21 protein-coding genes are annotated in these 21,810 nt (G+C 66.5%); 10 read left to right on the top strand and 11 right to left on the bottom strand.

What is annotated here, in order from left to right; translation table 11 throughout:
* The first annotated feature begins 123 nt into the window (after window positions 1-123).
* Window positions 124-1,827 (top strand): thiamine pyrophosphate-binding protein, encoded by a 1,704-nt coding sequence (locus tag NX780_RS10010; protein WP_258827720.1) that lies wholly within the window; start codon window positions 124-126, stop codon window positions 1,825-1,827.
* Between the two features lie 110 nt (window positions 1,828-1,937).
* Here NX780_RS10010 and NX780_RS10005 read toward each other — a convergent pair whose 3' ends face one another.
* On the bottom strand, window positions 1,938-2,135 hold the full coding sequence (locus NX780_RS10005; RefSeq protein ID WP_258827719.1) for a hypothetical protein: 198 nt from the start codon (window positions 2,133-2,135) through the stop codon (window positions 1,938-1,940).
* Window positions 2,136-2,390: 255 nt separating this feature from the next.
* Between NX780_RS10005 and ftsY the strand changes: the two genes are divergently transcribed.
* The 4 genes from ftsY (at window position 2,391) to rpoH (ending at window position 6,437) form a co-directional block, all read left to right on the top strand.
* Window positions 2,391-3,482, top strand: coding sequence for a signal recognition particle-docking protein FtsY (gene ftsY / locus NX780_RS10000; RefSeq protein WP_258827718.1), 1,092 nt, complete (start codon window positions 2,391-2,393; stop codon window positions 3,480-3,482).
* Between the two features lie 11 nt (window positions 3,483-3,493).
* Entirely contained in the window at window positions 3,494-4,156 is a 663-nt protein-coding gene (locus NX780_RS09995; protein WP_258827717.1) for a cell division ATP-binding protein FtsE, read from the top strand.
* The gene (gene ftsX, locus NX780_RS09990; protein ID WP_258827716.1) at window positions 4,153-5,076 is read left to right on the top strand and encodes a permease-like cell division protein FtsX; all 924 of its coding nucleotides are present in this window, start codon (window positions 4,153-4,155) and stop codon (window positions 5,074-5,076) included. Before NX780_RS09995 ends, ftsX begins: the two co-directional genes overlap by 4 nt.
* 470 nt (window positions 5,077-5,546) lie before the next feature.
* On the top strand, window positions 5,547-6,437 hold the full coding sequence (gene rpoH, locus NX780_RS09985) for an RNA polymerase sigma factor RpoH (protein ID WP_258827715.1): 891 nt from the start codon (window positions 5,547-5,549) through the stop codon (window positions 6,435-6,437).
* A 61-nt stretch (window positions 6,438-6,498) separates the two neighbouring features.
* Here the strand turns inward: rpoH and NX780_RS09980 are convergent, their stop codons facing one another.
* The gene (locus tag NX780_RS09980; protein ID WP_258827714.1) at window positions 6,499-7,173 is read right to left on the bottom strand and encodes a hypothetical protein; all 675 of its coding nucleotides are present in this window, start codon (window positions 7,171-7,173) and stop codon (window positions 6,499-6,501) included.
* 175 nt (window positions 7,174-7,348) lie between these two features.
* Between NX780_RS09980 and yghU the strand changes: the two genes are divergently transcribed.
* Entirely contained in the window at window positions 7,349-8,185 is an 837-nt protein-coding gene (gene yghU / locus NX780_RS09975; RefSeq protein ID WP_258827713.1) for a glutathione-dependent disulfide-bond oxidoreductase, read from the top strand.
* A gap of 24 nt (window positions 8,186-8,209) precedes the next feature.
* Here the strand turns inward: yghU and NX780_RS09970 are convergent, their stop codons facing one another.
* Together NX780_RS09970 and NX780_RS09965 are read right to left on the bottom strand one after the other, a co-directional pair.
* Complete coding sequence (locus tag NX780_RS09970; protein ID WP_258827712.1) at window positions 8,210-8,578, bottom strand: response regulator; 369 nt, start codon at window positions 8,576-8,578, stop codon at window positions 8,210-8,212.
* Between the two features lie 2 nt (window positions 8,579-8,580).
* Complete coding sequence (locus tag NX780_RS09965; protein ID WP_258827711.1) at window positions 8,581-10,323, bottom strand: histidine kinase famiy protein; 1,743 nt, start codon at window positions 10,321-10,323, stop codon at window positions 8,581-8,583.
* 160 nt (window positions 10,324-10,483) lie between these two features.
* On the opposite strand from NX780_RS09965, the gene NX780_RS09960 reads away from it, so the two are divergent.
* Together NX780_RS09960 and NX780_RS09955 are read left to right on the top strand one after the other, a co-directional pair.
* On the top strand, window positions 10,484-10,963 hold the full coding sequence (locus NX780_RS09960) for a VOC family protein (RefSeq protein ID WP_258827710.1): 480 nt from the start codon (window positions 10,484-10,486) through the stop codon (window positions 10,961-10,963).
* A 152-nt stretch (window positions 10,964-11,115) separates the two neighbouring features.
* A complete protein-coding gene (locus NX780_RS09955; protein ID WP_258827709.1) occupies window positions 11,116-11,544 on the top strand; it encodes a VOC family protein in 429 nt (142 codons plus the stop codon).
* A 19-nt stretch (window positions 11,545-11,563) separates the two neighbouring features.
* On the opposite strand, the gene NX780_RS09950 is transcribed toward NX780_RS09955, so the two are convergent.
* The 5 genes from NX780_RS09950 to NX780_RS09930 form a co-directional block, all read right to left on the bottom strand.
* Complete coding sequence (locus NX780_RS09950) at window positions 11,564-12,037, bottom strand: cupin domain-containing protein (RefSeq protein WP_258827708.1); 474 nt, start codon at window positions 12,035-12,037, stop codon at window positions 11,564-11,566.
* A 101-nt stretch (window positions 12,038-12,138) separates the two neighbouring features.
* Window positions 12,139-13,011: a protease HtpX gene (htpX, locus tag NX780_RS09945; protein ID WP_258827707.1), complete on the bottom strand. Its 873-nt coding sequence runs from the start codon at window positions 13,009-13,011 to the stop codon at window positions 12,139-12,141.
* Window positions 13,012-13,041: 30 nt separating this feature from the next.
* Window positions 13,042-14,604 carry a TerC family protein gene (locus tag NX780_RS09940; protein WP_258827706.1) on the bottom strand — a complete coding sequence of 521 codons (1,563 nt, stop codon included), beginning with the start codon at window positions 14,602-14,604 and terminating at the stop codon, window positions 13,042-13,044.
* 103 nt (window positions 14,605-14,707) lie between these two features.
* Window positions 14,708-15,019 (bottom strand): hypothetical protein, encoded by a 312-nt coding sequence (locus NX780_RS09935; protein WP_258827705.1) that lies wholly within the window; start codon window positions 15,017-15,019, stop codon window positions 14,708-14,710.
* 55 nt (window positions 15,020-15,074) lie between these two features.
* Window positions 15,075-15,836, bottom strand: coding sequence for an isocitrate lyase/PEP mutase family protein (locus NX780_RS09930; protein ID WP_258827704.1), 762 nt, complete (start codon window positions 15,834-15,836; stop codon window positions 15,075-15,077).
* A 135-nt stretch (window positions 15,837-15,971) separates the two neighbouring features.
* Between NX780_RS09930 and NX780_RS09925 the strand changes: the two genes are divergently transcribed.
* Window positions 15,972-16,790 carry a helix-turn-helix domain-containing protein gene (locus NX780_RS09925; protein WP_258827703.1) on the top strand — a complete coding sequence of 273 codons (819 nt, stop codon included), beginning with the start codon at window positions 15,972-15,974 and terminating at the stop codon, window positions 16,788-16,790.
* A 127-nt stretch (window positions 16,791-16,917) separates the two neighbouring features.
* Window positions 16,918-18,318 carry a hypothetical protein gene (locus NX780_RS09920; protein ID WP_258827702.1) on the top strand — a complete coding sequence of 467 codons (1,401 nt, stop codon included), beginning with the start codon at window positions 16,918-16,920 and terminating at the stop codon, window positions 18,316-18,318.
* Window positions 18,319-18,327: 9 nt separating this feature from the next.
* Here the strand turns inward: NX780_RS09920 and NX780_RS09915 are convergent, their stop codons facing one another.
* Window positions 18,328-18,891 carry a manganese efflux pump MntP gene (locus NX780_RS09915; RefSeq protein ID WP_258827701.1) on the bottom strand — a complete coding sequence of 188 codons (564 nt, stop codon included), beginning with the start codon at window positions 18,889-18,891 and terminating at the stop codon, window positions 18,328-18,330.
* A 194-nt stretch (window positions 18,892-19,085) separates the two neighbouring features.
* Window positions 19,086-21,788: a bifunctional diguanylate cyclase/phosphodiesterase gene (locus NX780_RS09910; protein WP_258827700.1), complete on the bottom strand. Its 2,703-nt coding sequence runs from the start codon at window positions 21,786-21,788 to the stop codon at window positions 19,086-19,088.
* Window positions 21,789-21,810 lie beyond the last annotated feature (22 nt).

The following is a 21,810-nucleotide window of genomic DNA, read 5'->3' as shown; positions in this document are numbered from 1 at the left end:
TCCTCCTGCGCGGGCAGGAGGATGTGGCTGTCGTTTTTGTAATTTGATGTCGCCATTTCAAAAGCCACCCTCGGGCCGCTCGCCTAGAATCTCGGGAGCCTCTTTGACAAGGACGACCTCACCATGACCCACCCTTCCCGCACCGGCGGCCAGATCCTGGTCGACGCCCTCCACATCCACGGCGTGGACACCGCCTTCGGCGTGCCCGGCGAAAGCTACCTCGATGTGCTGGACGCCCTGCACGATTCGGATATCCGCTTCGTGATCAACCGGCAGGAAGGCGGCGCGGCGTTCATGGCCGAAGCCTACGGCAAGATGACCGGCAAGCCGGGCATCTGCTTCGTCACCCGTGGCCCCGGCGCCACCAATGCCTCGATCGGCGTGCACACCGCCTACCAGGACTCGACCCCGATGATCCTCTTCATCGGCCAGGTCGGCAGCGACTTCATCGACCGCGAAGCCTTCCAGGAAATCGACTACCGCCGCATGTACGGCCAGATGGCCAAGTGGGTCACGCAGATCGACCGCGCCGACCGCATCCCCGAGTACATCGCGCGCGCATTCCAGGTCGCCACCAGCGGCCGTCCCGGCCCGGTGGTGCTGGCGCTGCCGGAAGACATGCTGGTGACGAAAGCGGAAGTTCCCGATGCGCGCCGCTACCAGCCGGTGCAGGCGGCACCCTCTCAAGACCAGATCGCGCAGCTGCGGACCATGCTGGCCGAAGCCAAGCGCCCGATCGTGCTGCTGGGCGGCGGTTCGTGGTCCGATCAAGCCTGCGCCGACCTGGCCCGCTTCGCCGAAGCCAACCGCCTGCCGGTCGGCTGCACCTTCCGCTTCCAGGACCTGCTCGATAATGCGCATCCGAATTACGTGGGCGACGTCGGCATCGGCATCAATCCGAAGCTGGCCGCACGTGTGAAGGAAGCGGACCTCGTGATCGCCATCGGCCCGCGCCTGGGCGAGATGACGACCAGCGGCTATTCCCTCCTGTCCTCCCCGGTGCCGCGCCAGAAGCTGGTGCACATCCATGCCGATCCTGAGGAACTGGGTAGCGTCTACCAGGGCGAACTCATGATCGCCGGCGGCGCGCCGCAGGTGTGCGCGATGCTGGCGGCGATGGAACCGGTCGATTCCTCGGCCTGGGCGGGCACGGTCGAGGAAGCGAAGGCAGAACTCGCCGCCTGGCAGGCGCAGCCGCCGATCTTCCGCGACGGCGGTGCGCCACTGGACCTGTGGCAGGTGGTGCAGGAATTGATGCAGCAGGCGCCGCGCGACACCATCATCACCAATGGCGCCGGCAACTACGCGACCTGGGCCCACCGCTTCTACCGCTACGGCGGCAAACGCACCCAGCTCGCGCCGACCAATGGCGCCATGGGCTATGCGGTGCCGGCCGGCGTGGCGGCCAAGATCATCGATCCGAAGCGCACCGTCGTCACTTTCGCCGGCGACGGCGAATTCATGATGACGGGCCAGGAACTGGCGACCGCCGTGCAGTACGGCGCGGGCGTGATCACCCTGGTCTTCAACAACAATATGTTCGGCACCATCCGCATGCACCAGGAACGCGACTACCCGGGCCGCGTGTCGGGCACGACGCTGCACAATCCGGATTTCGCGGCATTGGCGCGCGCCTACGGCGGCCATGGCGAGGTGGTGGAGAAGACCGAGGAATTCGGGCCCGCGCTGCAGCGCGCGCTGGAGCACGCGAACGGCAAGGGACTGCCGGCGGTGATCGAGCTGCGTTACGACGGCAACCTGATCACGCCGAATGCGACCCTGGAGACGATCCGCAAGAATGCGGAAGCGGCGAAAAGCAACAAATAAGGTTTTGTAGGGTGGACGGCTTCGCCGTCCGCGCGTTCAACTCCGGCATGGGCGGACGCTGCGTCTGCGCTTGTACTTGTTTGAACGCGCGGACGGGAAACCCGTCCACCCTACTGCCCGAGGTTCAGCTCAGCCGGCAGCGGAATCGGTTTATCGAAGAAACTGACCGGCTCGCCCGAAGGATTCGTCAGGAACAGTGCGACGAGGGCGATGAAGGCCCACACGATAATGTTACGCAAGTTCGCAGCGCTGCCATCCGTGGCGTTGTCACCATAGATGAGGCGCTTCAGGAAATTTGAAATTTTCACGGTGTGCCCCGTTTATCGGATTTCTTGTCGGTTTTCTCTCTGTGTTCAATTTAGCGCAAGTCGCAATCGTTTTCCAGACGCGCACTGTTGAGCATCCAGTCGGTTTCATCAATAACGCAACATATAGTTCCTTCGATGCATCTTGAAGCGTCAATACCCGGGCACGGCGGAACAGTCTTGCTGCTCTGGTAAAATATTCGCTACTTTTTTCATCGCCGGCGCGAGCCGGCTTGCGCGCAGGATCCGCCACCACATATGTTTAGTTTCTTCAAGAGAAAGAAGCAGGAAACCCAGGTTCCCGAGCCGGTTGCGCCGAGCGTCCCTGCTCCTGTGCCTGGCGCCGCCCCACAGGCGGCGCCTGAGCCGGTCATCGCCCCCGCGTCCATCGCGCCTGGCGCCGGCGAGCTGTTCCCCGAAACCGCCGAGCGTCCCACCACCGAAGCGGAAAAGAAGCAGTCCTGGATGGCGCGCCTGAAGGCCGGCCTGTCCAAGACCTCGAACAACCTGTCGCTGCTCTTCGTCGGCGCGCGCATCGACGAGGACCTCTACGAGGAACTCGAATCCGCGCTCCTGATGTCGGATGCCGGCATGGACGCCACCCAGCACCTGCTCGACGCCCTGCGCCGCAAGGTCAAGGAAGACAAGCTGCTCGATGCCGCCGCGGTCAAGACCGCGCTGAAGGAGCTGATGGTCGAACTCCTGGCCCCGCTGCAGAAACCCCTGGAACTCGGCCGCCACGAGCCGCTCGTGATGATGATCTCGGGCGTGAACGGCGCCGGCAAGACCACCACCATCGGCAAGCTGGCCAAGCACATGCAGCGCGAACAGCAGTCGGTGCTGCTGGCCGCCGGCGACACCTTCCGCGCCGCCGCGCGCGAGCAGCTGATGGTCTGGGGCCAGCGCAACAACGTCACCGTGATCTCGCAGGCCTCGGGCGACCCGGCCGCCGTCGCTTTTGATGCGGTCCAGTCGGGCAAGGCGCGCGGCGTCGACGTGGTCATGGTCGATACGGCCGGCCGCCTGCCGACCCAGCTGCACCTGATGGAAGAACTCAAGAAGATCAAGCGCGTCATCGGCAAGGGCATGGACGGCGCCCCGCACGAGACCCTGCTCGTCATCGACGGCAACACCGGCCAGAACGCGCTGGCCCAGGTGAAGGCTTTCGATGACGCCCTGCAGCTGACCGGCCTGGTGATCACCAAGCTGGACGGCACCGCCAAGGGCGGCGTGCTGGCCGCGATCGCGCGCACCCGCCCGGTGCCGGTCTACTTCATCGGCGTGGGCGAGAAGCTGGACGACCTGCAGCCCTTCAATGCCGAAGAGTTCGTCGAAGCGCTGCTAGGCTAACCAGACACCACATGATCGAATTCCAGTCCGTCTCCAAGCAGTATTCCCATGACGCCTACGCCCTGCGCGATGTCTCGCTGAACATCGGCAAGGGCGAACTGGTCTATTTGGCCGGCCCTTCCGGCGCCGGCAAGTCGACCCTGATGAAGATGGTGGCCGCGGTCGAACGTCCGACCGGCGGCGTGGTGACCGTCAACGGCCAGGACATCGGCCGCATCAGGAAGGCCGGCATCCCATTCCTGCGCCGTAACCTGGGCCTGATCTTCCAGCACCAGCGCCTGCTGAACGACCGCAACATCCTCGGCAACGTGATGCTGCCCCTGCTCGTGACCGGCGCCCCCAAGGCCCAGGCCGAGGGGCGCGCCCGCGCGGCGCTCGACAAGGTCGGCCTGCTGGACCGCGCGAAAGCCATGCCGCTGGAACTGTCCGGCGGCGAGCAGCAGCGCGTTGCGGTGGCGCGCGCCATCGTCAACCGGCCGCAGATCATCCTGGCCGACGAGCCCACCGCGAACCTCGACCGCGCCGCGGCCGACCGCGTGCTGGACGCGCTGCGCGCCTTCCACGCCGCAGGCGTGACCTGCGTGATCTCGACCCACGACGATGAGGTGCTCGGCAGTGCGACCGCGCGCGTGATCCGCCTCGAGCAAGGCCAGCTGGTGGGAGGCGCCGTATGAGCCCGTGGTTCCGCCAGCACCGCTTCGCCCTTGGGGGCGCGCTGTCCACCGTGCGCAAGGGGCCGGGCAGCTTCCTGTTCAATGTGCTGGTTGTCGCGTTCGCGCTGATGCTGCCCTTCGCCGGCATCACCCTGCTCGACAACGTGCGCCCCTTGTCCGAACAGCTCTCGGTCGATCCGGAAATCAGCCTGTTCATGAAGCAGGAAGCCACGCGCGAAGAAGCCAATGCGCTGGCCCCGCAGATCCGCCGGATCGTAGCAAGCGGCGGCCGCGCGAACATCGGCTTCGTGCCGCGCGAGCAGGCGCTTGCTTCGCTGAAGGAAAAGAGCGGCCTGAGCGACGTGCTCGACACCCTGGGCGACAATCCCCTGCCCGACAGCTACGTGATGAAGCTGGAAGGCTTTGCCCGCGGCGGTGCGGCGGACCAGGTCGATACCATGGTCGAACAGCTGCGCGCCCTGCCCGGCGTGGACACCGTGCAGGTGGACTCGGCCTGGGTCAAGCGCCTGGCCGCCCTGCTGAACATCCTGCGCCTGGCCCTGCTGCTGCTGGCGGTCACGCTCGGCATCGTGGTGATCGCGGTAGTGTTCAACACCATCCGCCTGCAGGTGCTGACGCAGAAGGAAGAAATCGCCGTCTCCAAGCTGCTGGGCGCGACCGACAACTTCATCCACCGCCCCTTCTACTACACCGGCGCCCTGCTCGGCCTGTGCGCCGGCGCGGTGGCCCTCGGCGCGGTGACGCTGGCGCTCTCGCCCCTGAACCGGGCGATCGCCGAGTTCGCGCGCCTGTACGCCTCGGAATTCCAGCTGGCGCCGCTCGGCGGACTGGAAATCGCCGGCCTGCTGGCGATCAGCGCGGGCCTGGGCCTGATCGGCGCCATGCTCTCGGTGCAGCGCCACCTCGCGCGGGTCCGCTAAGGCACTTGTTGACATGGGCGGGACTTGCAATCCCGCCCATGGTCCCCATCTGCTTGTAACGGCTTAGCCGTCCCTCCCTACGCGCAGACGGGTGCTGGTCCTACAGGGCTCGCTTTGCGAACGTGCGCCATCCAACAGAAGCCGTCATCAAGCCTCCGTAACCTGTCCTTACGGCGATTTTCCAGTGTTTTCGGGCTTACTTTTGAGTTCAATCAACTAAACCCGGGTCGTCTGCTCTACAGTTTAATCGGTGCGGATTTGATTCCTATAGGCAATACTTTAGCCAAACTTAATCGATTCCGGCAAAGCGATGGCTTGCCTAGCACTCACCCCGGGAGAGTGCTAATATATGTTCCGAGCACAGCGAAAATCAAGATGAGCACCCGGTAACAAGCAGTAACGCTGGTGTCGCGCGACAGGGGTCCGTGGCACATTAGGGGTGCAGCAAGATTACTACAAGGGAAATGAATATGTCCGCACAATCCGCATTGGTTCCTGCCGGCAGTCGTGCCCTCAACCTGGGTTTCACCGGCAATCTCGGCAATATCGACGCCTATATCTCGGCCGTCAACCGCCTGCCGATGCTGAGCCACGAAGAAGAAGTCTCGCTGGCCAAGTCGCTGCGGGAAAAGAATGACCTGGAAGCAGCACAGAAGCTGGTGCTCTCGCACCTGCGCCTGGTGGTGTCGATCGCGCGTGGCTACCTCGGCTACGGCCTGCCCCACGCCGACCTGATCCAGGAAGGCAATATCGGCCTGATGAAAGCAGTCAAGCGCTTCGACCCGAACCAGGGCGTGCGTCTCGTCTCGTACGCGATGCACTGGATCAAGGCCGAGATGCACGAATACATCCTGAAGAACTGGCGCCTGGTGAAGGTCGCGACGACCAAGGCCCAGCGCAAGCTCTTCTTCAACCTGCGCAGCAACAAGGTGGGCCTGGACGCGATGACGCCGACCCAGGTGGACGAACTGGCGAAGATGCTCGACGTCAAGCGCGAGGAAGTGATCGAGATGGAAACCCGCCTGTCGGGCCGCGACATCGCCCTCGAATCGCCGACCGACGACGAAGACGACAAGTTCGCCCCGATCGCCTACCTGTCCTCGGACCAGCAGGAGCCGACCAAGGTGCTGGAGGCCGAACAGGTCACCCGCCTGCAGTCGGAAGGCCTGGAAACGGCGCTGGGCAAGCTCGACCCGCGTTCGCGCCGCATCGTCGAGGCGCGCTGGCTGGCCAACGACGACGGTTCGGGCGCCACCCTGCACACGCTGGCCGAAGAGTTCGGCGTGTCGGCCGAGCGCATCCGCCAGATCGAATCGGCGGCGCTGAAGAAGATGAAGGGCGCGCTGGCCGCTTACGTGTAAGCAGGCTTCAGCCAACAAAAAAACCTCGCCGCGGCGAGGTTTTTTTGTTGGCGGGGCCTCGTCAATGCCCTGCTGCCTTCCGCGCCTTCTGCTGCTCCTCGACCAGCAGCTTCTCGAGCGAACGCATATTGCTGCCGTTCTGCTCGTAGACGAAGACCAGCTGGTTGACCGTACGGTACAGCTCGCGCGAGCTGATGTCACCCGTCTTCATATTGCTCATCGTATCGGCCAGGGACGGCAGGTCGACGAAGGAGTTGCCGGTCACGTTCAGCATGGCCTGCACGTCGCGCATGTTCGCGTACTGCCTCGCGTAGCGCTGCAGCTGGTCCTGCGGCATATAGCTGAGCGCCTGGTTGGCCACGGCGACGTCCCACGCCTCGCGCTGCAGCGAAGGGATGGTGATGTTGAAGCCGAAGGTGCTTCCCGACTCCTGCATCGCATGCTTGATCGCTTCCTTGTCGCCGAGGCCGGCCTTGATATCGGCCAGCAGGACTTCGCCCAGTTTGCCGATCCGCTTGAGTTCCCCGTCGTTGCTCTTGATGGCCGAGCGGACTTCCGCGATATTCACCGCGATCTCCGCATCGAGGTTGCGCGCCGCCTCGTGCGCCTTGTGCGACTGGTGGTAGCGGTGCACGGCGTTTTCCAGCGCCAGGGCGGTGAGGATACTCACGACGATCATGATGTACTCGCCGGCGAATTCCTTGAACGAGTGGGATTTGGGTACTTCGACGTGCATGGCGGTTCCGATGGATGAGCTGAACAGCCAAACATAGCACGGCTTTCCACCGCCGTATCCACCCGGGCCTGCTTTGATGCGCGGCGCATAAGGCCGGGTTTTCAGACGCCGGCAACGCCTTCCCCCTGCCTTGGCTAGAATGGTTGCTTTCATCCGGCATGTACAAGGAGATCCGATGACCGAACCCTACGTCCCACCGACAGTCTGGACCCCGCCCGCGTCGAACGGCGGCACCTTCGCCAACATCAACCGTCCCGTCGCCGGCCCGACGCATGAAGCCGAGCTCCCGGTCGGCAAGCACCCATTGCAGCTGTACTCGCTGGCGACGCCGAACGGCGTCAAGGTGACGATCATGCTGGAAGAGCTGCTGGCCCTCGGCCACAGCGGCGCCGAGTACGACGCCTGGCTCATCAAGATCAATGAGGGCGCGCAGTTCTCGAGCGGCTTTGTCGCCGCCAACCCGAACTCGAAGATCCCGGCCATGGTCGACCGCAGTGGCCCCGAGCCGGTGCGTGTGTTCGAATCCGGCTCGATCCTGGTCTACCTGGCCGAGAAGTTCGGCGCCTTCCTGCCGCCAACGGGCCCGGCGCGCGTCGAGACCATGAACTGGCTGTTCTGGCAGATGGGCTCCGCGCCATTCGTGGGCGGCGGCTTCGGCCACTTCTACGCCTACGCGCCGGAAAAGCTGCAGTACCCGATCGACCGCTATGCGATGGAAACCAAGCGCCAGCTCGACGTGCTGGAGCGCCAGCTGGCCGACCACCGCTACGTGGCGGGCGACGAATACACCATCGCCGACATGGCGATCTGGCCCTGGTACGGCGGCATGGTGCGCGGCGAACTGTACGAGGCCGGCGAATTCCTGTCGGTCCACGAATATAAAAACGTGCGCCGCTGGGCGGACGAGATCGCGGCGCGTCCCGCCGTGGTCCGCGGCCGCAAGGTCAACCGCGTGCGCGGCAATCCGGAAGAGCAGGTGCCGGAGCGCCACGACGCATCCGACCTCGATTGAGGCATCGACTGGCGGCAGGCTGCGTCAAGCGGGCGCGTCCTTCGCTGCCAGGGACAGGGCCCGCTCGACCGCCGCCACCAGATCGGCCGGCGGCACCGGCTTGTTCAGCACCGGCACGTTCCGCAGGTCCGGGCTGCATTCGGCGGCGTAGGCGGTCACGATGACGGCCGGCAGGCCCGGCCGGACGCTGCGCAGGCGCTGGACCAGCATGTCGCCCGTCATGCCGGGCATGCGCTGGTCGGTGACGAGCGCATCGACGTGGCCGGAGCCGAAGAGCGCGATCGCGTCATGCGCGTTGGCCGCCGTCGACACGGCAAAACCCGCGCGCTCGAGGTATTTCCGGAAGACGTAGAGGATCGCTTCTTCGTCGTCCACCAGGAGGACATGCCGCATGCTCATCCTTCGTGCTGGAAGCCGGCGGCCGGGTGCTGGCGCCGGTCGACCTTGAGCGCCTGGCGCACCCGCTCGGCCAGTTCATTCAGCCGGTAGGGCTTGACCAGCAGCGGCAGCGTGGTCGCTGCGCCGATCTGCGACGGCAGCTCGTCGATATAGCCGGTCGCCAGCAGGACCGGCAGCTCCGGCTGGCGCTCGCGCACCAGCTCGGCCAGGCGCAGACCGTTCATCCCGCCCGGCATGATGATGTCGGTGAACAGCAGGTCGACGCTGCCGTAGCGGTCCATCAGCTCGAGCGCCGCTTCGCCGCTGGACGCGCCCAGCACCCGGTAGCCCATTCCACGCAGCGAGTGCTCGGCCAGCTCGCGCACCTCGTCGCTGTCGTCGACCACCAGGATGGTGCGCCGGCCGAGGATCGCTTCCGGCGTCCACTTCGGGCTTTCCTCGTTGCTGCGCTCCGCCATCATCTCCATGCCCGTCTTCGCGGCCTGCGGGAAGATCATGCGGATGGTCGTGCCCTGCAGCAGGCTGCTTTCGATCTCGAGCCGGCCATGCGACTGCTGCACGAAGCCGTGCACCATCGCCAGGCCCAGGCCCGTGCCCGGCCCCTTGGTCGTGAAGAAGGGTTCGGTGGCGCGCGCCACCACTTCCGGCGACATGCCCTCGCCTTCGTCGATCACGCAGATCACCACATAGCGTCCCGGCGCCAGGCGGTGGCGCTCGAGCTTCTCGGCGTCGTCCATGATCGAGGTCGCGACCGTCACCTTGCCGCCGTCCGGCATGGCGTCGCGCGCGTTGATCAGGACGTTCAGCAGCGCCATTTCCATATGGGTCGGATCGAGCGTGCAGGAAGGCAGGCCGGGTTTCAGGTCCAGGTGCAGGTCGACCTTGTCGCCCAGGGTCCGCACCAGCATCTCGCTGAACTCGACCACCAGGGAATTCAGGTTGATGCGCTTCGGCTCCAGGCGCTGCTTGCGCGCGAAGGTCAGGAGCTGCTGGGTGAGCTTGCCGGCCTTTTCGCTGGCCAGGCGGGCGCGCTCGATGGCCTGTTCGAGCAGCAGCCGGTCGTCCATGTTCGCGCCGGCGATTTCCAGGTTGCCCGCCACCACCTGCAGCAGGTTGTTGAAGTCGTGCGCCAGCCCGGCGGTGAGCTGGCCGATCGCTTCCATCTTCTGGGCCTGCAGATAGGACTGCTCCGAGACACGCCGCCGCGTGATGTCCATCTGCGAGGCGAACCAGTAGAGCAGCTTGCCCTCCTTGTCGAACACGGGGCCGACGAACAGGCCGTTCCAGAAGGCGCTGCCATCGGCCTTGTAGTTCAGGATGTCGACCGCCACTGCCCGCTCCTCGCCCAGGGCGCGGCGGATCTCGTCGACCGTGTGCGGATCGGTCTGTTCGCCCTGCAGGAAGCGGCAGTTGCGGCCCAGGACTTCCTCTTCCTTGTACAGGGTGAGGTCGAGGAAGGCGCGGTTGACGAAAGCGATCGGGTTGTCCGGCTGGTTCGGATCGGTGACGACCATCGGCATGCGGGTCATCTCGATGGCGGCGAAGAAAATGTTGCCGCGCTCCTCGAAGCCGGGCCTGGAAATGTGCGATGCCTGCCAGTGACGAATGCCCGGGTCGCCGAGCGGACTGTAGGCGCTGCCTTCCAGGGTGCCGGCCGCCGGCGTGCCGGCGCTCTGGCCGTGGCCAACCCCGTCCTGGGGAAGCTGTTCGCGCTCTTCGGGGGTACTGCCTGTCGTCATCTGGTCTCGTCCTGTTGAGCGAAGGCGAACCGCGGCGCGCCAGAAGGTAGGAATGGGATTATTTGATTATAACAATTCAAATCTTGCAATCCAGATGCGATATGCTGGCGTGCGCGAGCCGGTTTGCATCCGAATATCCCCTTACCCAATGGAGATTGACATGGTCAGCAAAAACACGATTTGCCTCTGGTTCAATGGCACCGCCCAGGAAGCGGCCGAGTTCTATGCCGCCACGATCCCCGACAGCAGGGTCGGCGCCGTCCGGCGCGCACCTGGTGACTACCCGGCCGGCAAGGAAGGCGACGTCCTGACGGTGGAATTCACGGTGGCCGGCATCCCTTGCATCGGCCTGAACGGCGGTCCGGTTTTCCCGCACAGCGAAGCCTTCTCCTTCCAGATCGCTACAAGCGACCAGGAAGAGACCGACCGCCTCTGGAATGCGATCATCGGCAACGGCGGCCAGGCGAGCGCCTGCGGCTGGTGCAAGGACAAGTGGGGGCTGTCGTGGCAGATCACGCCGCGCGCGCTGACCGATGGGATGGCCGATCCGGACCAGGCCGTGGCCAAGCGCGTGTTCGAGGCGATGATGACCATGACGAAGATCGATATCGCGGCGATCGAGGCGGCGCGGCGGGGATAAGGCCAGGAAACAAGGCGGCAGATGTGCGAAGGGGCTACGGAGTGAGAGGCGTAGCTCCAACCTCTGCGACAGGCCGGAAGCGGCGTCGTGAAGTCGGGTACAGTGGAGGTTGTCGCTCCGCCTGGAGCACCTGACACGACAAGGGAACCGCCATGCAGCAATCCATCGTTCACATTGCACTCGTCGTCCGCGACTACGACGAGGCCATCGATTTCTATGTCGGCAAGCTCGGCTTCGATCTTCTCGACGACAGCTATCAGGCAGAACAGAATAAACGCTGGGTCGTCGTGGCCCCACCCGGCGGGCTCGGCACCACTTTGCTGCTGGCGAAGGCATCGAAACCCGAACAGGAGCCCTTCGTCGGCAACCAGGCCGGCGGCCGCGTCTTCCTTTTCCTGAATACGGACGACTTCCGGCGCGATTACGCGCGACTGCGTGCCAACGGCGTCGTCTTCGTCCGGGAACCGAAAGAAGAGGAATACGGTACGGTCGCCGTGTTCGAAGACCTGTACGGTAATCGCTGGGACTTGCTGCAGTTGCGTGCAAGCCACCCGATTGCGAAACGCATGGCGGCGCGCTGAGCCTGGCGCCGCCACAGGATCATGGCCGCGGCGCGCCTTGCGCATCGGCCGGCGGCGAGAACCGCACGCCATGGCGCGCCCCGATCTCGAGCATCTTGCCGAGATCGTCCGGCATGGCCTTCACGTGCTGGTCGACTTCACGGAAGAACCCGCCAGCATGCGCCGGCGCATCGAAGATGATGACGCGCGCCGGCTCCTCCGACAGGCCCTCGAAGGCGTGCTCGGTATTCGCCGGCGCGAACAGGAAGTCGCCGGCCGCCAGGCGCTGCGGCTTGCCGTCTACCAGGAAGCCGACTTCGCCGGCCACCACGTAATACGCCTCGCCCCAGGGATGGGCGTGGGGCGGCGCGCCGCTGTGCTTCGGCAGCGTGACTTCCATCAGCGACCAGGCATTGTCCGTCTGCTCGGCGGAGCAGAGGAAGCGGGTGCGCGTTCCAAGGATATCGAGAAGGGCGCCCTCGCCGCTTCTCGTGATGACCGGGGTGTGGGACATGGCTTGCTCTCTGTATTGATCATGTGATGTCACACACTATGACATACAGTCACATTATGCGTCACTCTTACCAAAGCAAGAGCTCCCTACCCCGCGTCCGCTTACTGTCCCTGCAGCGCAGCGATGCGCGACTCGATCGGCGGGTGGCTCGAGAACAGCGCCAGCGCGCCCTTGCCCGAGATGCCGAATGCGGCCATGTTCTTCGGCAGCTCGCCCTCGGCCAGGCCGCCCAGGCGGCGCAGCGCGGCGATCATCGGCTGCGGACGGCCGATGATCCGGGCCGCGCCGCGGTCGGCGCGGTATTCGCGCTGGCGCGAGAACCAGGCCACGATGATCGAGGCCAGGATGCCGAACAGGATCTCGCAGACGATCACCGTCACCATATAGCCGATGCCGGGGCCGGACGATTCTTCGTCGTTCTTGCGCAGCATGCTGTCGACAAAGTAGCCGACGATGCGCGCCAGGAAGATGACGAAGGTGTTGACCACGCCCTGGATCAGGGTCAGCGTCACCATGTCGCCGTTGGCGATGTGGGCCACTTCGTGCGCCAGCACGGCCTCGACTTCTTCCTGGGTCATCGATTGCAGCAGGCCGGTGGACACCGCCACCAGCGAGCTGTTCCTGGTGGCGCCGGTGGCGAAGGCGTTCGGCTCGCCTTCATACACGGCCACCTCCGGCATCCCGATGCCGGCCCGCTGGGCTTGCGCCGCGACGGTATCGACCAGCCAGCGCTCGGTGGCGTTGGCCGGCTGGGTGATCACGCGTGCGCCTGTCGACCACTTGGCGATGGTCTTCGACATCAGGAGCGAGATGAAGGCGCCGCCGAAGCCCATCAGGGCCGCGAACACCAGCAGCATGCCCAGGTTCAGGCCGTTCGAGGTGAGGAAGCGGTTCACGCCGAGCAGGCTGGCGGTGAGGCTCAGCACCAGCATCACGGCGACGTTGGTGACAAGGAAAAGGACAATGCGTTTCATGATGGTTCCTTCAGTAGCGATATAAATGGTTTATTCGGTTTGGGCGTCAAGCTGCGTCTCCACGCGGCGGATCGCCACGCGCGCGATGCGGCGGTCCTCGACAGCCAGCACCTCGAAGCGCAGGCCATCGGCCTCGATGGCGTCGCCCGCTGCCGGCAGGGTCTCGAAGCGCTGCAGCAGGAAGCCGGCGAGCGAGCTGTAGTCGGCGTCTTCCTCCACCAGGGCGTCGGTTTCCAGCAGCTGCTCGAGCAGGTGCAGGTCGGCGCTGCCGTCGGCTTCCCAGTGTCCCGGGGCCTGCTGGCGGATCGCCGGCTGCTCGTCCTCGTCCGGGAACTCCCCGGCGATCGCTTCCAGCAGGTCGATCGGCGTGAGCAGGCCCTGCACCACGCCATACTCGTCGGCCACCAGCACCAGCTGGCCGTGGGCGCGTTTGAGAAGGTCCATGGCCTTCAGCACGCCCGCCGTGTCGGGCAGGACGATGGGTTGGCGCAGCAGGTTCGCGTCGTTCTCGTCGATCTGGCGGTGCATGAGCAGCGCGCCGATCAGGTCCTTGGTGCGCGCCACGCCGACCACATGGTCGACGTCGCCGCGGCATACCGGCAGCTGGTTGTGCGGCGTCTCCTGCAGCTGCTGCAGGATGATGCCGGGCGCCGAGTCGAGGTTCACCCAGGACATCTCGGCGCGCGGCGTCATGATCGAGCGGATCGAGCGGTCGGCCAGCCGCAGCACGCCGCTGACCATATTGCGCTCTTCCACCCCGAAGGCTTCATCTTGCGCTGCCGGCATGGCCTGGTTTTCTTCCTGCGCGGCCTGACGGCGATTACCGAGCAGGCGCAGCACCGTGTCGGCGGTGCGCTCGCGGAAGGGAACGCGCGCCTCGTTCTTGAGGAAGTTACGGCGCGCGAACTGGTTCAGGGTCTCGATCAGCACCGAGAAGCCGATCGCCGCGTACAGGTAGCCCTTCGGGATGTGGAAGCCCAAGCCCTCGGCCACCAGGCTCAGGCCGATCATCAAGAGGAAGGACAGGCACAGCACGACCACGGTCGGGTGGGCGTTGACGAAACGCGTGAGCGGTTTCGAGGCGAGGATCATGACGCCGATCGAGATCACGACGGCCGCCATCATGACGCCCAGTTCCTCGACCATGCCCACCGCCGTGATCACGGCGTCGAGAGAAAACACGGCGTCCAGCACCACGATCTGCGCCACCACGGCGGCGAAGCTGGCGTACACCTTGTTGCCGCTGTGCGTGTGCACCACGCCTTCCAGGCGCTCGTGCAGTTCGACGGTCGCCTTGAAGAGCAGGAAGAAGCCGCCCAGCAGCAAAATCAGGTCGCGTCCCGAGAACGAGAAGGCGCCGAGCGAAAACAGCGGCGTGGTCAGGGTGACCAGCCAGGAGACGATCGTCAACAGGCCGAGGCGCATGCCCATGGCCAGCGACAGGCCGATGAGGCGCGCCTTGTCGCGCTGGTGCGGCGGCAGCTTGTCCGCCAGGATCGCGATGAAGATCAGGTTGTCGATGCCGAGGACGATTTCCAGGAACACCAGGGTGAACAGACCCACCCATATGCCGGGGTCAAATAGCCATTCCATTGTGCTTGCCTTATCAAATGAAGAGAACATCGGGGCCGCCGGCACGCGCGCGGCGCGTACCAGGTCGGCTCAGGACGAAAGCAGGCAGGCGTGTCCGCCCGCCTCAGGCGGCGCAGGGCGGCTTGAGGGGCGGAGGCAGTGAATGGGAGTGCGGCGCAGCGTCGTGCGGCGGCAGCGCGCCGGCGGGCCAGGTGGCCAGGCGCAATGAGGGTTCGTGGTTGACGATGTCGTGCAGGTCGGCCACCGAAGGCGGTTCGTCGGGGTCGAGGTCGCCATGGCTCTCGCCCGTCAAGGTGCCGGCCTCCAGGGCCAGCACCACGGCGTCACCCTGCTGCGCGCCGGACACGGACATCGACAGCGCAAAGACGTTCAGGGGGAAGAGCAGGATCAGGAAGATGACGAAAAGTCGTCTCATACAATGCAGGGGGACATGACGGCGCCAGTATAACATGGCGCCGCCCCGGTGCCGGCTAGGCCAGCGCGGCGCGCGCCCCCGCTTCCACGGCCGCCATCGCCGCCAGGTAGGGCGCAGGCCCATGGCTGATGCGCGCCACCCCGGCCGCCGCCACGCGCTCGACCGACGGCGCTCCCGGCATCATCATCACGTTCAGTGGCAAGGCGGTGGCGGCCGCCAGTTCGCCGATGACCTCGATGTCGAGCAGGCCGGGGACGAACAGGCCGCTCGCGCCCGCCCGCGCGTAGGCCTCGGCGCGCGCCATGGCCTCGCCCAGCACGGCCCGCGGCGCCGCGCTTGGCGTGAAGAACACGTCCGTGCGGGCATTGATGAACAGCGGCACCCCGCGCGACTCGGCCATGGCCCGGATCGCGGCGATCCGGGCGCACTGGCTGTCGATGTCGTGGAGGCCCGCGCCGGCAACGACTCGGTCTTCGACATTGATGCCCGCCACGCCCTGCGCGAGCAGGAGAGCGACGTTCGCCGCCGCGGTGTCCGGATCGCTGCTGTAGGCGCCCTCGATGTCCACGGTGACCGGCAGGGCAACCGATCGCACGATGCGCCCGGCGATCTGCGCCACCAGCGCCAGCGGGATTTCTTCGCCGTCGTCAAAGCCGTGGGCGGCCGCGAGCGCCCAGCTGCTGGTGCCGACCGCCCGCGCGCCGGCGGCCGCGACCGCCTTCGCGCTGCCGGCATCCCAGGCGTTGTACAGCGCCAGCGGGCGTCCCTTCACGTGCAGCGCCGCCAGTTGCAGCGCCGCTTGCCTTTGTTCCTGCATGATGTCTCCTTCGCCTTGGTGGATGGTGGACGGATCATCGCGCTCTTCCAGGTCCGCCGCAATGACCGGCCCTTGCGCGGGAATATGACCTCCGAGGTTATGGAGGCCGCGCAGTGGAGCCGATAGAATGGCGTGATGAAGAACGACGATCCCGCCAAAGGAGAGCAGGCCACGGTCGGCGCCATGCTGCGCGAATGGCGCGTGGCCAGGCGACTGAGCCAGCTCGATCTCGCGCTGCATGCCGACGTCTCGGCGCGCCACCTCAGCTATGTGGAAAATGGCCGGGCCAGGCCGAGCCGCGAGATGATCGCGCGCCTGGCGGACGCTTTGGCGGTGCCGCTACGCGAACGCAATGCCCTGCTGACAGCCGGAGGTTTCGCGCCGGAATATGCGCGGACCAGCCTGGATGCGCCCAGGCTGGCGCAGATGCGCTATGCGGTCGATGCGATCCTCGCGCAGCAGGAGCCCTACCCCGCCTTCCTGCTCGACCGCCACTGGAACATCCTGATGGAGAACGAAGCGGCCACGCGGGTGAACCGCTTCATGCTGGGCGGCCGCGACAGCCGGCACGGCAATATGCTGCGCCAGTTCTTCGACCCCGACGACCTGCGCGGCGCCGTGGAAAACTGGGAGGAGATCGCCAGTTCCATGCTGCGCCATCTCCACAACGAGGTGGCGGCGGCGCGCCCCGACCCGCAGGCGGCGGCCCTGCTGCAGGAAATGCTGGCCTACCCCGGCGTGCCGACCCACTGGCGCCAGCGCGACATCGGCACGGCGCCGGCGCCGGTGCTCACCGCCTGCTTCCGGCGTGGAGAGGTCCGGATCAGCTTCTTTTCCACCATCACCACCTTCGGCACGCCGCGCGACCTCACGCTGGAGGAGCTGCACATCGAATCATGCTTCCCCATGGATGCCCGGACCGAGGCCTTCTGCCGGTCCCTGCGTACGAGCTGACATACAGACATCGGTGAAGAAACCGCACAGACGGTGACATTTCCCGCATCTTTGCGGACAAACTTGCGACAGATTGCAGCCGGCGCCTGCATACGATGGAGGGCCTTCCATCGTCAATACGATTCCCATGCGCCCGATTTCTTCTTCAGCGCGCCTGGCTGCTGCCGGGCTCCTTCCCTTCCTGACCTTACTGTCCGCCTGCGGCGGTGGCGGCGGCGACGGCGGCGATCCCCTGCCGCCGCCCGTCCAGGCCCCGGTCGAACAGCGCGTCGCCGGCGAAGCCGTGTTCAAGGTACGCGGCGCCGGCAGCGGCTGGGTGGCCATGGTCGAGAAGCTGCAGCCTTCCTTTACCTCCCAGCGGCGCCCGATGCGGCGCCTGCTGGTGGCCGAGGGCGCCACGGCCGGAAACAGCTATGCGCCGCCGGAAGGCTGGTCGCTGCTCGACTTCGCCGTCCACCCCAGCCGCGAGATCAGCGCCGTCATCGCGACCGACAGCCAGGTGCGCCTGCTGCGCCTGGACCGGCGCGGCGCGGTGATCGCCCAGTTCGATTTCCAGGATGCGGCGATTCCCGACGATCCCTATATCGGCGACCCGAACTTCATTCCCGACCACAAGGCCCTGCTGCCGCGCGCCACCCGCGATGCCGTGCGCCTCGCGCCGCTGGGCGAGCACCTGGCGCTGGCCCTGCACACCGGGCGCAACTCGATCCTGGCCTACCGCTACAGCTATGGCGCCGGTGCATTCAGGCGCGACTGGCGCACCCTGGTCGAACCGGGCGTCGCCGTGGGCGGCAGGTCGACCACCAGCGGCACCTTCGATCCCTTCGGCGGCCTGCACGACCAGTGGCAGGTGCTGCTGGACACCGATGCGAAGGGACGCCTGGCGGTGGCCGTGAACCTCAACCCGACCGACTACGCCGAAGGCCACGCAACGCATTTCAGGGAGACGCTGCCGGCCGACTTCTTCACCGGCGCGCTGCTTACCGAGCTGGCCTCGGACGGGCGCCGGATCGGCACCAGCTACCTGGAGACGCGGGTGCAGACCGAAGTGAAGGCCATCAAATGGCATGGAGATGCGATCGTGGCGGTCGGCCGCTTCCTGCCGAATCGCCTCCCTGACGGCAGCGGCTGGGATGGCCTGGTGAGCGTGATTCCGGCGGGCCGGCATGGCAAGGCAAGCTACCGCGCGCTCGACATCGACCGCGGCGACGCCCTGCTCGACGTGACCCCGCTGCCGAACGGCCGCCTGCTGGCGGCGGGCAGCAGCGGCTACATCCAGAACCCGGCCGGCGCCAGCATCTCGGAAGAAGCCAAGCCGCTGCTGCTGGTGCTGGAAGGCGACGGCGCCCTGCGCGAGAAGTTGACGGTCAGCGGCGGCCCGCGCCATAACCAGGTGCGCTCGGTGGCACCGCACGACGGCGCTTACTTAAGCGGGAGCATGGAGAACGGGCCGGGCACGCATTCGGCCGACGCCGACCCGGCCTTGCTGCGCGCCGACGGCGTCGTGCGCGGCCTGCGCCTGCCCTGAGCCGGGGGATCAAGCGGACAGGTGCTCGATCAGGATCGTGGTCCCGACCAGCACCAGCACCACGCCGCCGATGCGCTCGGCATTGCGGCCCACCACGGCGCCCAGGCGCCGGCCAAGCAGCACGCCGATGGTCACCATGGTGGTGGTGGCCACGCCGATCGCCAGCGCCGCGTGCACGATCGACACGTCGACAAACGCCAGGCCCACGCCCACCGCCGCCGCATCGATGCTGGTCGCCACGGCCGTGAGCACCAGCACCAGCAGGTTCTGCTTGCCGCCCTCCTCTTCCTCCTCCTCGTCGCTGCCGAAGGACAGCCAGATCATGCGGCCGCCCAGGCCGAGCAGCAGCACGAAGGCGATCCAGTGATCCCACTGGCGGATGGCGTCGGCGGCCAGCGAGCCCAGGGCCCAGCCGAGTACGGGGGTGATGGTTTCGATGCAGCCGAACAGCAGGCCGATGCGCAAGGCCTGCGGGAAGGTCGGGCTGCGCAGGGCCGCGCCCTTGGCGATCGCCGCGGCAAAGGCGTCGGTAGACATCGCGAGGGCGAGAAATACGAGGGCGGTGAAAGTCATGCTGGGGTCTCTTGGTGCGGGCGCGGACGACGGCGCAGCCGCGCGCCCGACAATGCGCGGATGGGCCGTTGGTCTCGCCAACCCAGCGCAAGCTGAGGGCGCCCGCGCCACGGTCCGTACCGGTACCGAGTATGTTGACGCGGGCACTCGCGCATCGCGCGCGAGCAGGCTACTCCCCAAAGGGTGACCGCATTCTAGAAGGAAACACCTTCAGCCGCAAGCGGTCCCTGCGCCAGCAGGTAGCGGCGCTGCATCATCTCCAGCATCTCGCCGGCCGGCACCGGACGCGCGATGTAATAGCCCTGCACCTCGTTGCAATCGAGCTTGCGCAGGATGGCCAGCTGCTCCTCGGTCTCGACGCCCTCGGCCACCACCGACATGCCCAGCGCATGCGCCATCGACACGATGGCCTGGAAGAAGACCTTGCCCTCCTTCGAGTTGCCGAGCTCCATGGTGAAGGCGCGGTCCACCTTCAGCACGTCCATCTTGAGGCGCTGCAGCTGCGACAGCGAGGAGTAGCCGGTGCCGAAATCGTCCACGTGCAGCTTCACGCCCAGGGCGCGCAGGGCCGCCAGTTCGGCCAGGATGTCGTCGTGGTCGCCCATCATGGCCGATTCGGTGATCTCGACCTCGATCAGGTTGGCCGGCACGCGCCAGCGGCTCAGGGCGCGGCTCAGCTGGCGCTGCACCCCGCCGCGCTGGAACTGCTTGGGCGACACGTTGATCGACACCGGCACCAGCGCCACCCCCGCTTCGCGCCAGGCGGCCAGCTGGGCGCAGGCCTTGTCGATCACGACCTCGCCGATGCGCACGATCAGGCCGGTGGTTTCGGCCAGCGGGATGAAGTCGCCCGGCGAGACGATGCCCAGCTCCGGATGGCGCCAGCGGATCAGGGCTTCCATGGAGAGCAGCTCGCCGCTGCGCGCGTCCACGCGCGGCTGGTAATACAGGGTGAACTGGTCGCGCTCGATCGCTTCCAGCATGTGCTGCTTCAGGCGGGCGCGCGTGTTCAGGGTGTTGGACAGGGCCGGGTCGAAGAAGCGGTACTGGCCCTTGCCCTCGTTCTTCCCGGCGTACATGGCGATGTCGCTGTGGCGCACCAGGGTCTCGGCGTCCTGGCCGTCGCGCGGGAACATGCTGATGCCGATCGAGGAGCCCACCGCATGCAGGTCGTCGCCGATCAGGAAGGGCACGCCGAAGGCTTCGACGATGCGCGCCGCCACCGAGGCGGCCTGGCGCTCGCCTTCGACCGGCTGCAGCAGCACCAGGAATTCGTCGCCGCCGAAACGCGCCACGCTGTCCTGGGGACGCAGCAGCGACAGCAGGCGCTGCGCGGCGCTTTTCAGCAGCTGGTCGCCGACCGCGTGGCCGTGGGTGTCGTTGACCACCTTGAATTCGTCCAGGTCGATGAACAGCAGGGCCAGGCCCTCCTCGTTCGCGCGCGCCTGGGCCAGCCGCTCCGGCATGGCATTGAGAAAAGCGTGGCGGGTCGCCAGGCCCGTGAGCAGGTCTTCGTTGGCCATGCGCTCGAGCTGGTCCTCGTGCGCTTTTCTTTCACTGATATCCTGCAGGGTCACGGCCAGGCCGTTGCCGACCCGGACCAGGCGCCGGTGGCCCCAGCTGATGTTCAGGCGGTTATCCAGGGGCATGCGGCGGTCGTCCTCGTAGAAGCCGGCCTCCATCGCCTTGCGGTAGGTCGGCATCAGCTCCTCGCCGAACAGGCCCGCGTCGATCGTCGCAAGGCTGGAACCCACCAGCTGCTCGCGCGCCATCCCGTAGAAGAAGGCGCCGCGCTCGTTGCAGTCGACGATCCTGAAGTCAGTGATGCTGCCATCCCGCGCGCGCACGGCGGCCGCCATGTAGAAGCCGTCGTTGCCGCTTTCGGTGGCGGTGCGGTAGGCGCGCTGCACTTCCTGCTTTTCGCGTTCGCGTTGCAAGGAACGGCGCGCCAGCACCGCGCCCGCGGCGCCCAGCAGCAGCAGGCCGATGGTGGCGACGATGGCCCGGTCGCGGCTCTCCCGCCAGTAGATCTCCGCAGTCGCCAGCGCGGTGGCCTGCGACAGGCCGACCAGGGCCACCAGCGGATAGACGCTCGAATGGCGCCAGCCCAGCACGCGCGCCTGGCCGTCGGCGAAGCCGTATTCGCCCTCGACCTTGCGCACTCCCCGCTCGCTGGCCCACAGGCCGCCGCGCAGCGGCAGCACTGCGGCGCCGCTTTCCAGGTAGGCGCTGCCGTCGCTGCGCTGCTCGACGCGCAGGCGTCCCTCGAGGCCGGCAAGCGCCACCACGCCGCCCGCGCCCAGGGTGGCGGGGCTGATGAAGGAGGTGAAGTAGCGCGCATCGACGGCCATCAGCACGATGCCGTCGAATTCGTCGTCGCTTGTATCGAGCCGGCGCGTGAACAGCACCAGCTCGCCGCCCTCGCCGAAGCGCGGCGGCGCGGCGCCGACCCGCAGCGCGGTCGAGATGTGGTTGCGGTGCTGGATGAAATACGGCGCGGAAGCCAGGTCCTCGCCGATGAGGAGCGGACGGGTCGAGGCGCGCACGATGCCGCTTTTGTCGACCACGGCCACCATGCGGAAGGCGCTGTCGGTGAACATGCCGTCGCGGCGCAGTTCGTCGATCAGGCCGGCGTCGCGCCCGTGCTCCCAGCTGAATTTCAGCTGCATGGTGATCTGGTCCATCTGGCCCACCGAGCGCGTGATGTACTGCTCGTAGGCTTCGGCGTAGGCGCTGGCGTCCTTGCGCGCCTGCCCTTGCGCGCGTTCATGCTCGGCGTCCGCGCGCACCACCGTGGCGATCCACAGCGCGGCCGACAGAAGCAGCGCCAGTGCCGGCCACACGACGACGAGGTAGCGGTTGGTGCGGGAAAAAGCGAGGCCGGGATACTTGTTCATGCGGCGTATTTCAATTTGGCAA

It is taken from the genome of Massilia agri (genome assembly GCF_024753255.1).
GTDB lineage: Bacteria > Pseudomonadota > Gammaproteobacteria > Burkholderiales > Burkholderiaceae_D > Telluria > Telluria agri.
The sequence above is the reverse complement of the archived record's forward strand: the minus strand, read 5'-3'. Positions and strand labels throughout refer to the sequence as shown.

Bases quoted from the DNA above. Each gene is read 5' to 3' on its own strand.
- NX780_RS10010 (WP_258827720.1), top strand. From the start codon at position 124: ATGACCCACCCTTCCCGCACCGGCGGCCAGATCCTGGTCGACGCCCTC.
- ftsY (WP_258827718.1), top strand. From the start codon at position 2,391: ATGTTTAGTTTCTTCAAGAGAAAGAAGCAGGAAACCCAGGTTCCCGAG.
- NX780_RS09995 (WP_258827717.1), top strand. From the start codon at position 3,494: ATGATCGAATTCCAGTCCGTCTCCAAGCAGTATTCCCATGACGCCTAC.
- ftsX (WP_258827716.1), top strand. From the start codon at position 4,153: ATGAGCCCGTGGTTCCGCCAGCACCGCTTCGCCCTTGGGGGCGCGCTG.
- rpoH (WP_258827715.1), top strand. From the start codon at position 5,547: ATGTCCGCACAATCCGCATTGGTTCCTGCCGGCAGTCGTGCCCTCAAC.
- NX780_RS09980 (WP_258827714.1), bottom strand. From the start codon at position 7,173: ATGCACGTCGAAGTACCCAAATCCCACTCGTTCAAGGAATTCGCCGGC.
- yghU (WP_258827713.1), top strand. From the start codon at position 7,349: ATGACCGAACCCTACGTCCCACCGACAGTCTGGACCCCGCCCGCGTCG.
- NX780_RS09970 (WP_258827712.1), bottom strand. From the start codon at position 8,578: ATGCGGCATGTCCTCCTGGTGGACGACGAAGAAGCGATCCTCTACGTC.
- NX780_RS09965 (WP_258827711.1), bottom strand. From the start codon at position 10,323: ATGACGACAGGCAGTACCCCCGAAGAGCGCGAACAGCTTCCCCAGGAC.
- NX780_RS09960 (WP_258827710.1), top strand. From the start codon at position 10,484: ATGGTCAGCAAAAACACGATTTGCCTCTGGTTCAATGGCACCGCCCAG.
- NX780_RS09955 (WP_258827709.1), top strand. From the start codon at position 11,116: ATGCAGCAATCCATCGTTCACATTGCACTCGTCGTCCGCGACTACGAC.
- NX780_RS09950 (WP_258827708.1), bottom strand. From the start codon at position 12,037: ATGTCCCACACCCCGGTCATCACGAGAAGCGGCGAGGGCGCCCTTCTC.
- htpX (WP_258827707.1), bottom strand. From the start codon at position 13,011: ATGAAACGCATTGTCCTTTTCCTTGTCACCAACGTCGCCGTGATGCTG.
- NX780_RS09940 (WP_258827706.1), bottom strand. From the start codon at position 14,604: ATGGAATGGCTATTTGACCCCGGCATATGGGTGGGTCTGTTCACCCTG.
- NX780_RS09935 (WP_258827705.1), bottom strand. From the start codon at position 15,019: ATGAGACGACTTTTCGTCATCTTCCTGATCCTGCTCTTCCCCCTGAAC.
- NX780_RS09930 (WP_258827704.1), bottom strand. From the start codon at position 15,836: ATGCAGGAACAAAGGCAAGCGGCGCTGCAACTGGCGGCGCTGCACGTG.
- NX780_RS09925 (WP_258827703.1), top strand. From the start codon at position 15,972: ATGAAGAACGACGATCCCGCCAAAGGAGAGCAGGCCACGGTCGGCGCC.
- NX780_RS09920 (WP_258827702.1), top strand. From the start codon at position 16,918: ATGCGCCCGATTTCTTCTTCAGCGCGCCTGGCTGCTGCCGGGCTCCTT.
- NX780_RS09915 (WP_258827701.1), bottom strand. From the start codon at position 18,891: ATGACTTTCACCGCCCTCGTATTTCTCGCCCTCGCGATGTCTACCGAC.
- NX780_RS09910 (WP_258827700.1), bottom strand. From the start codon at position 21,788: ATGAACAAGTATCCCGGCCTCGCTTTTTCCCGCACCAACCGCTACCTC.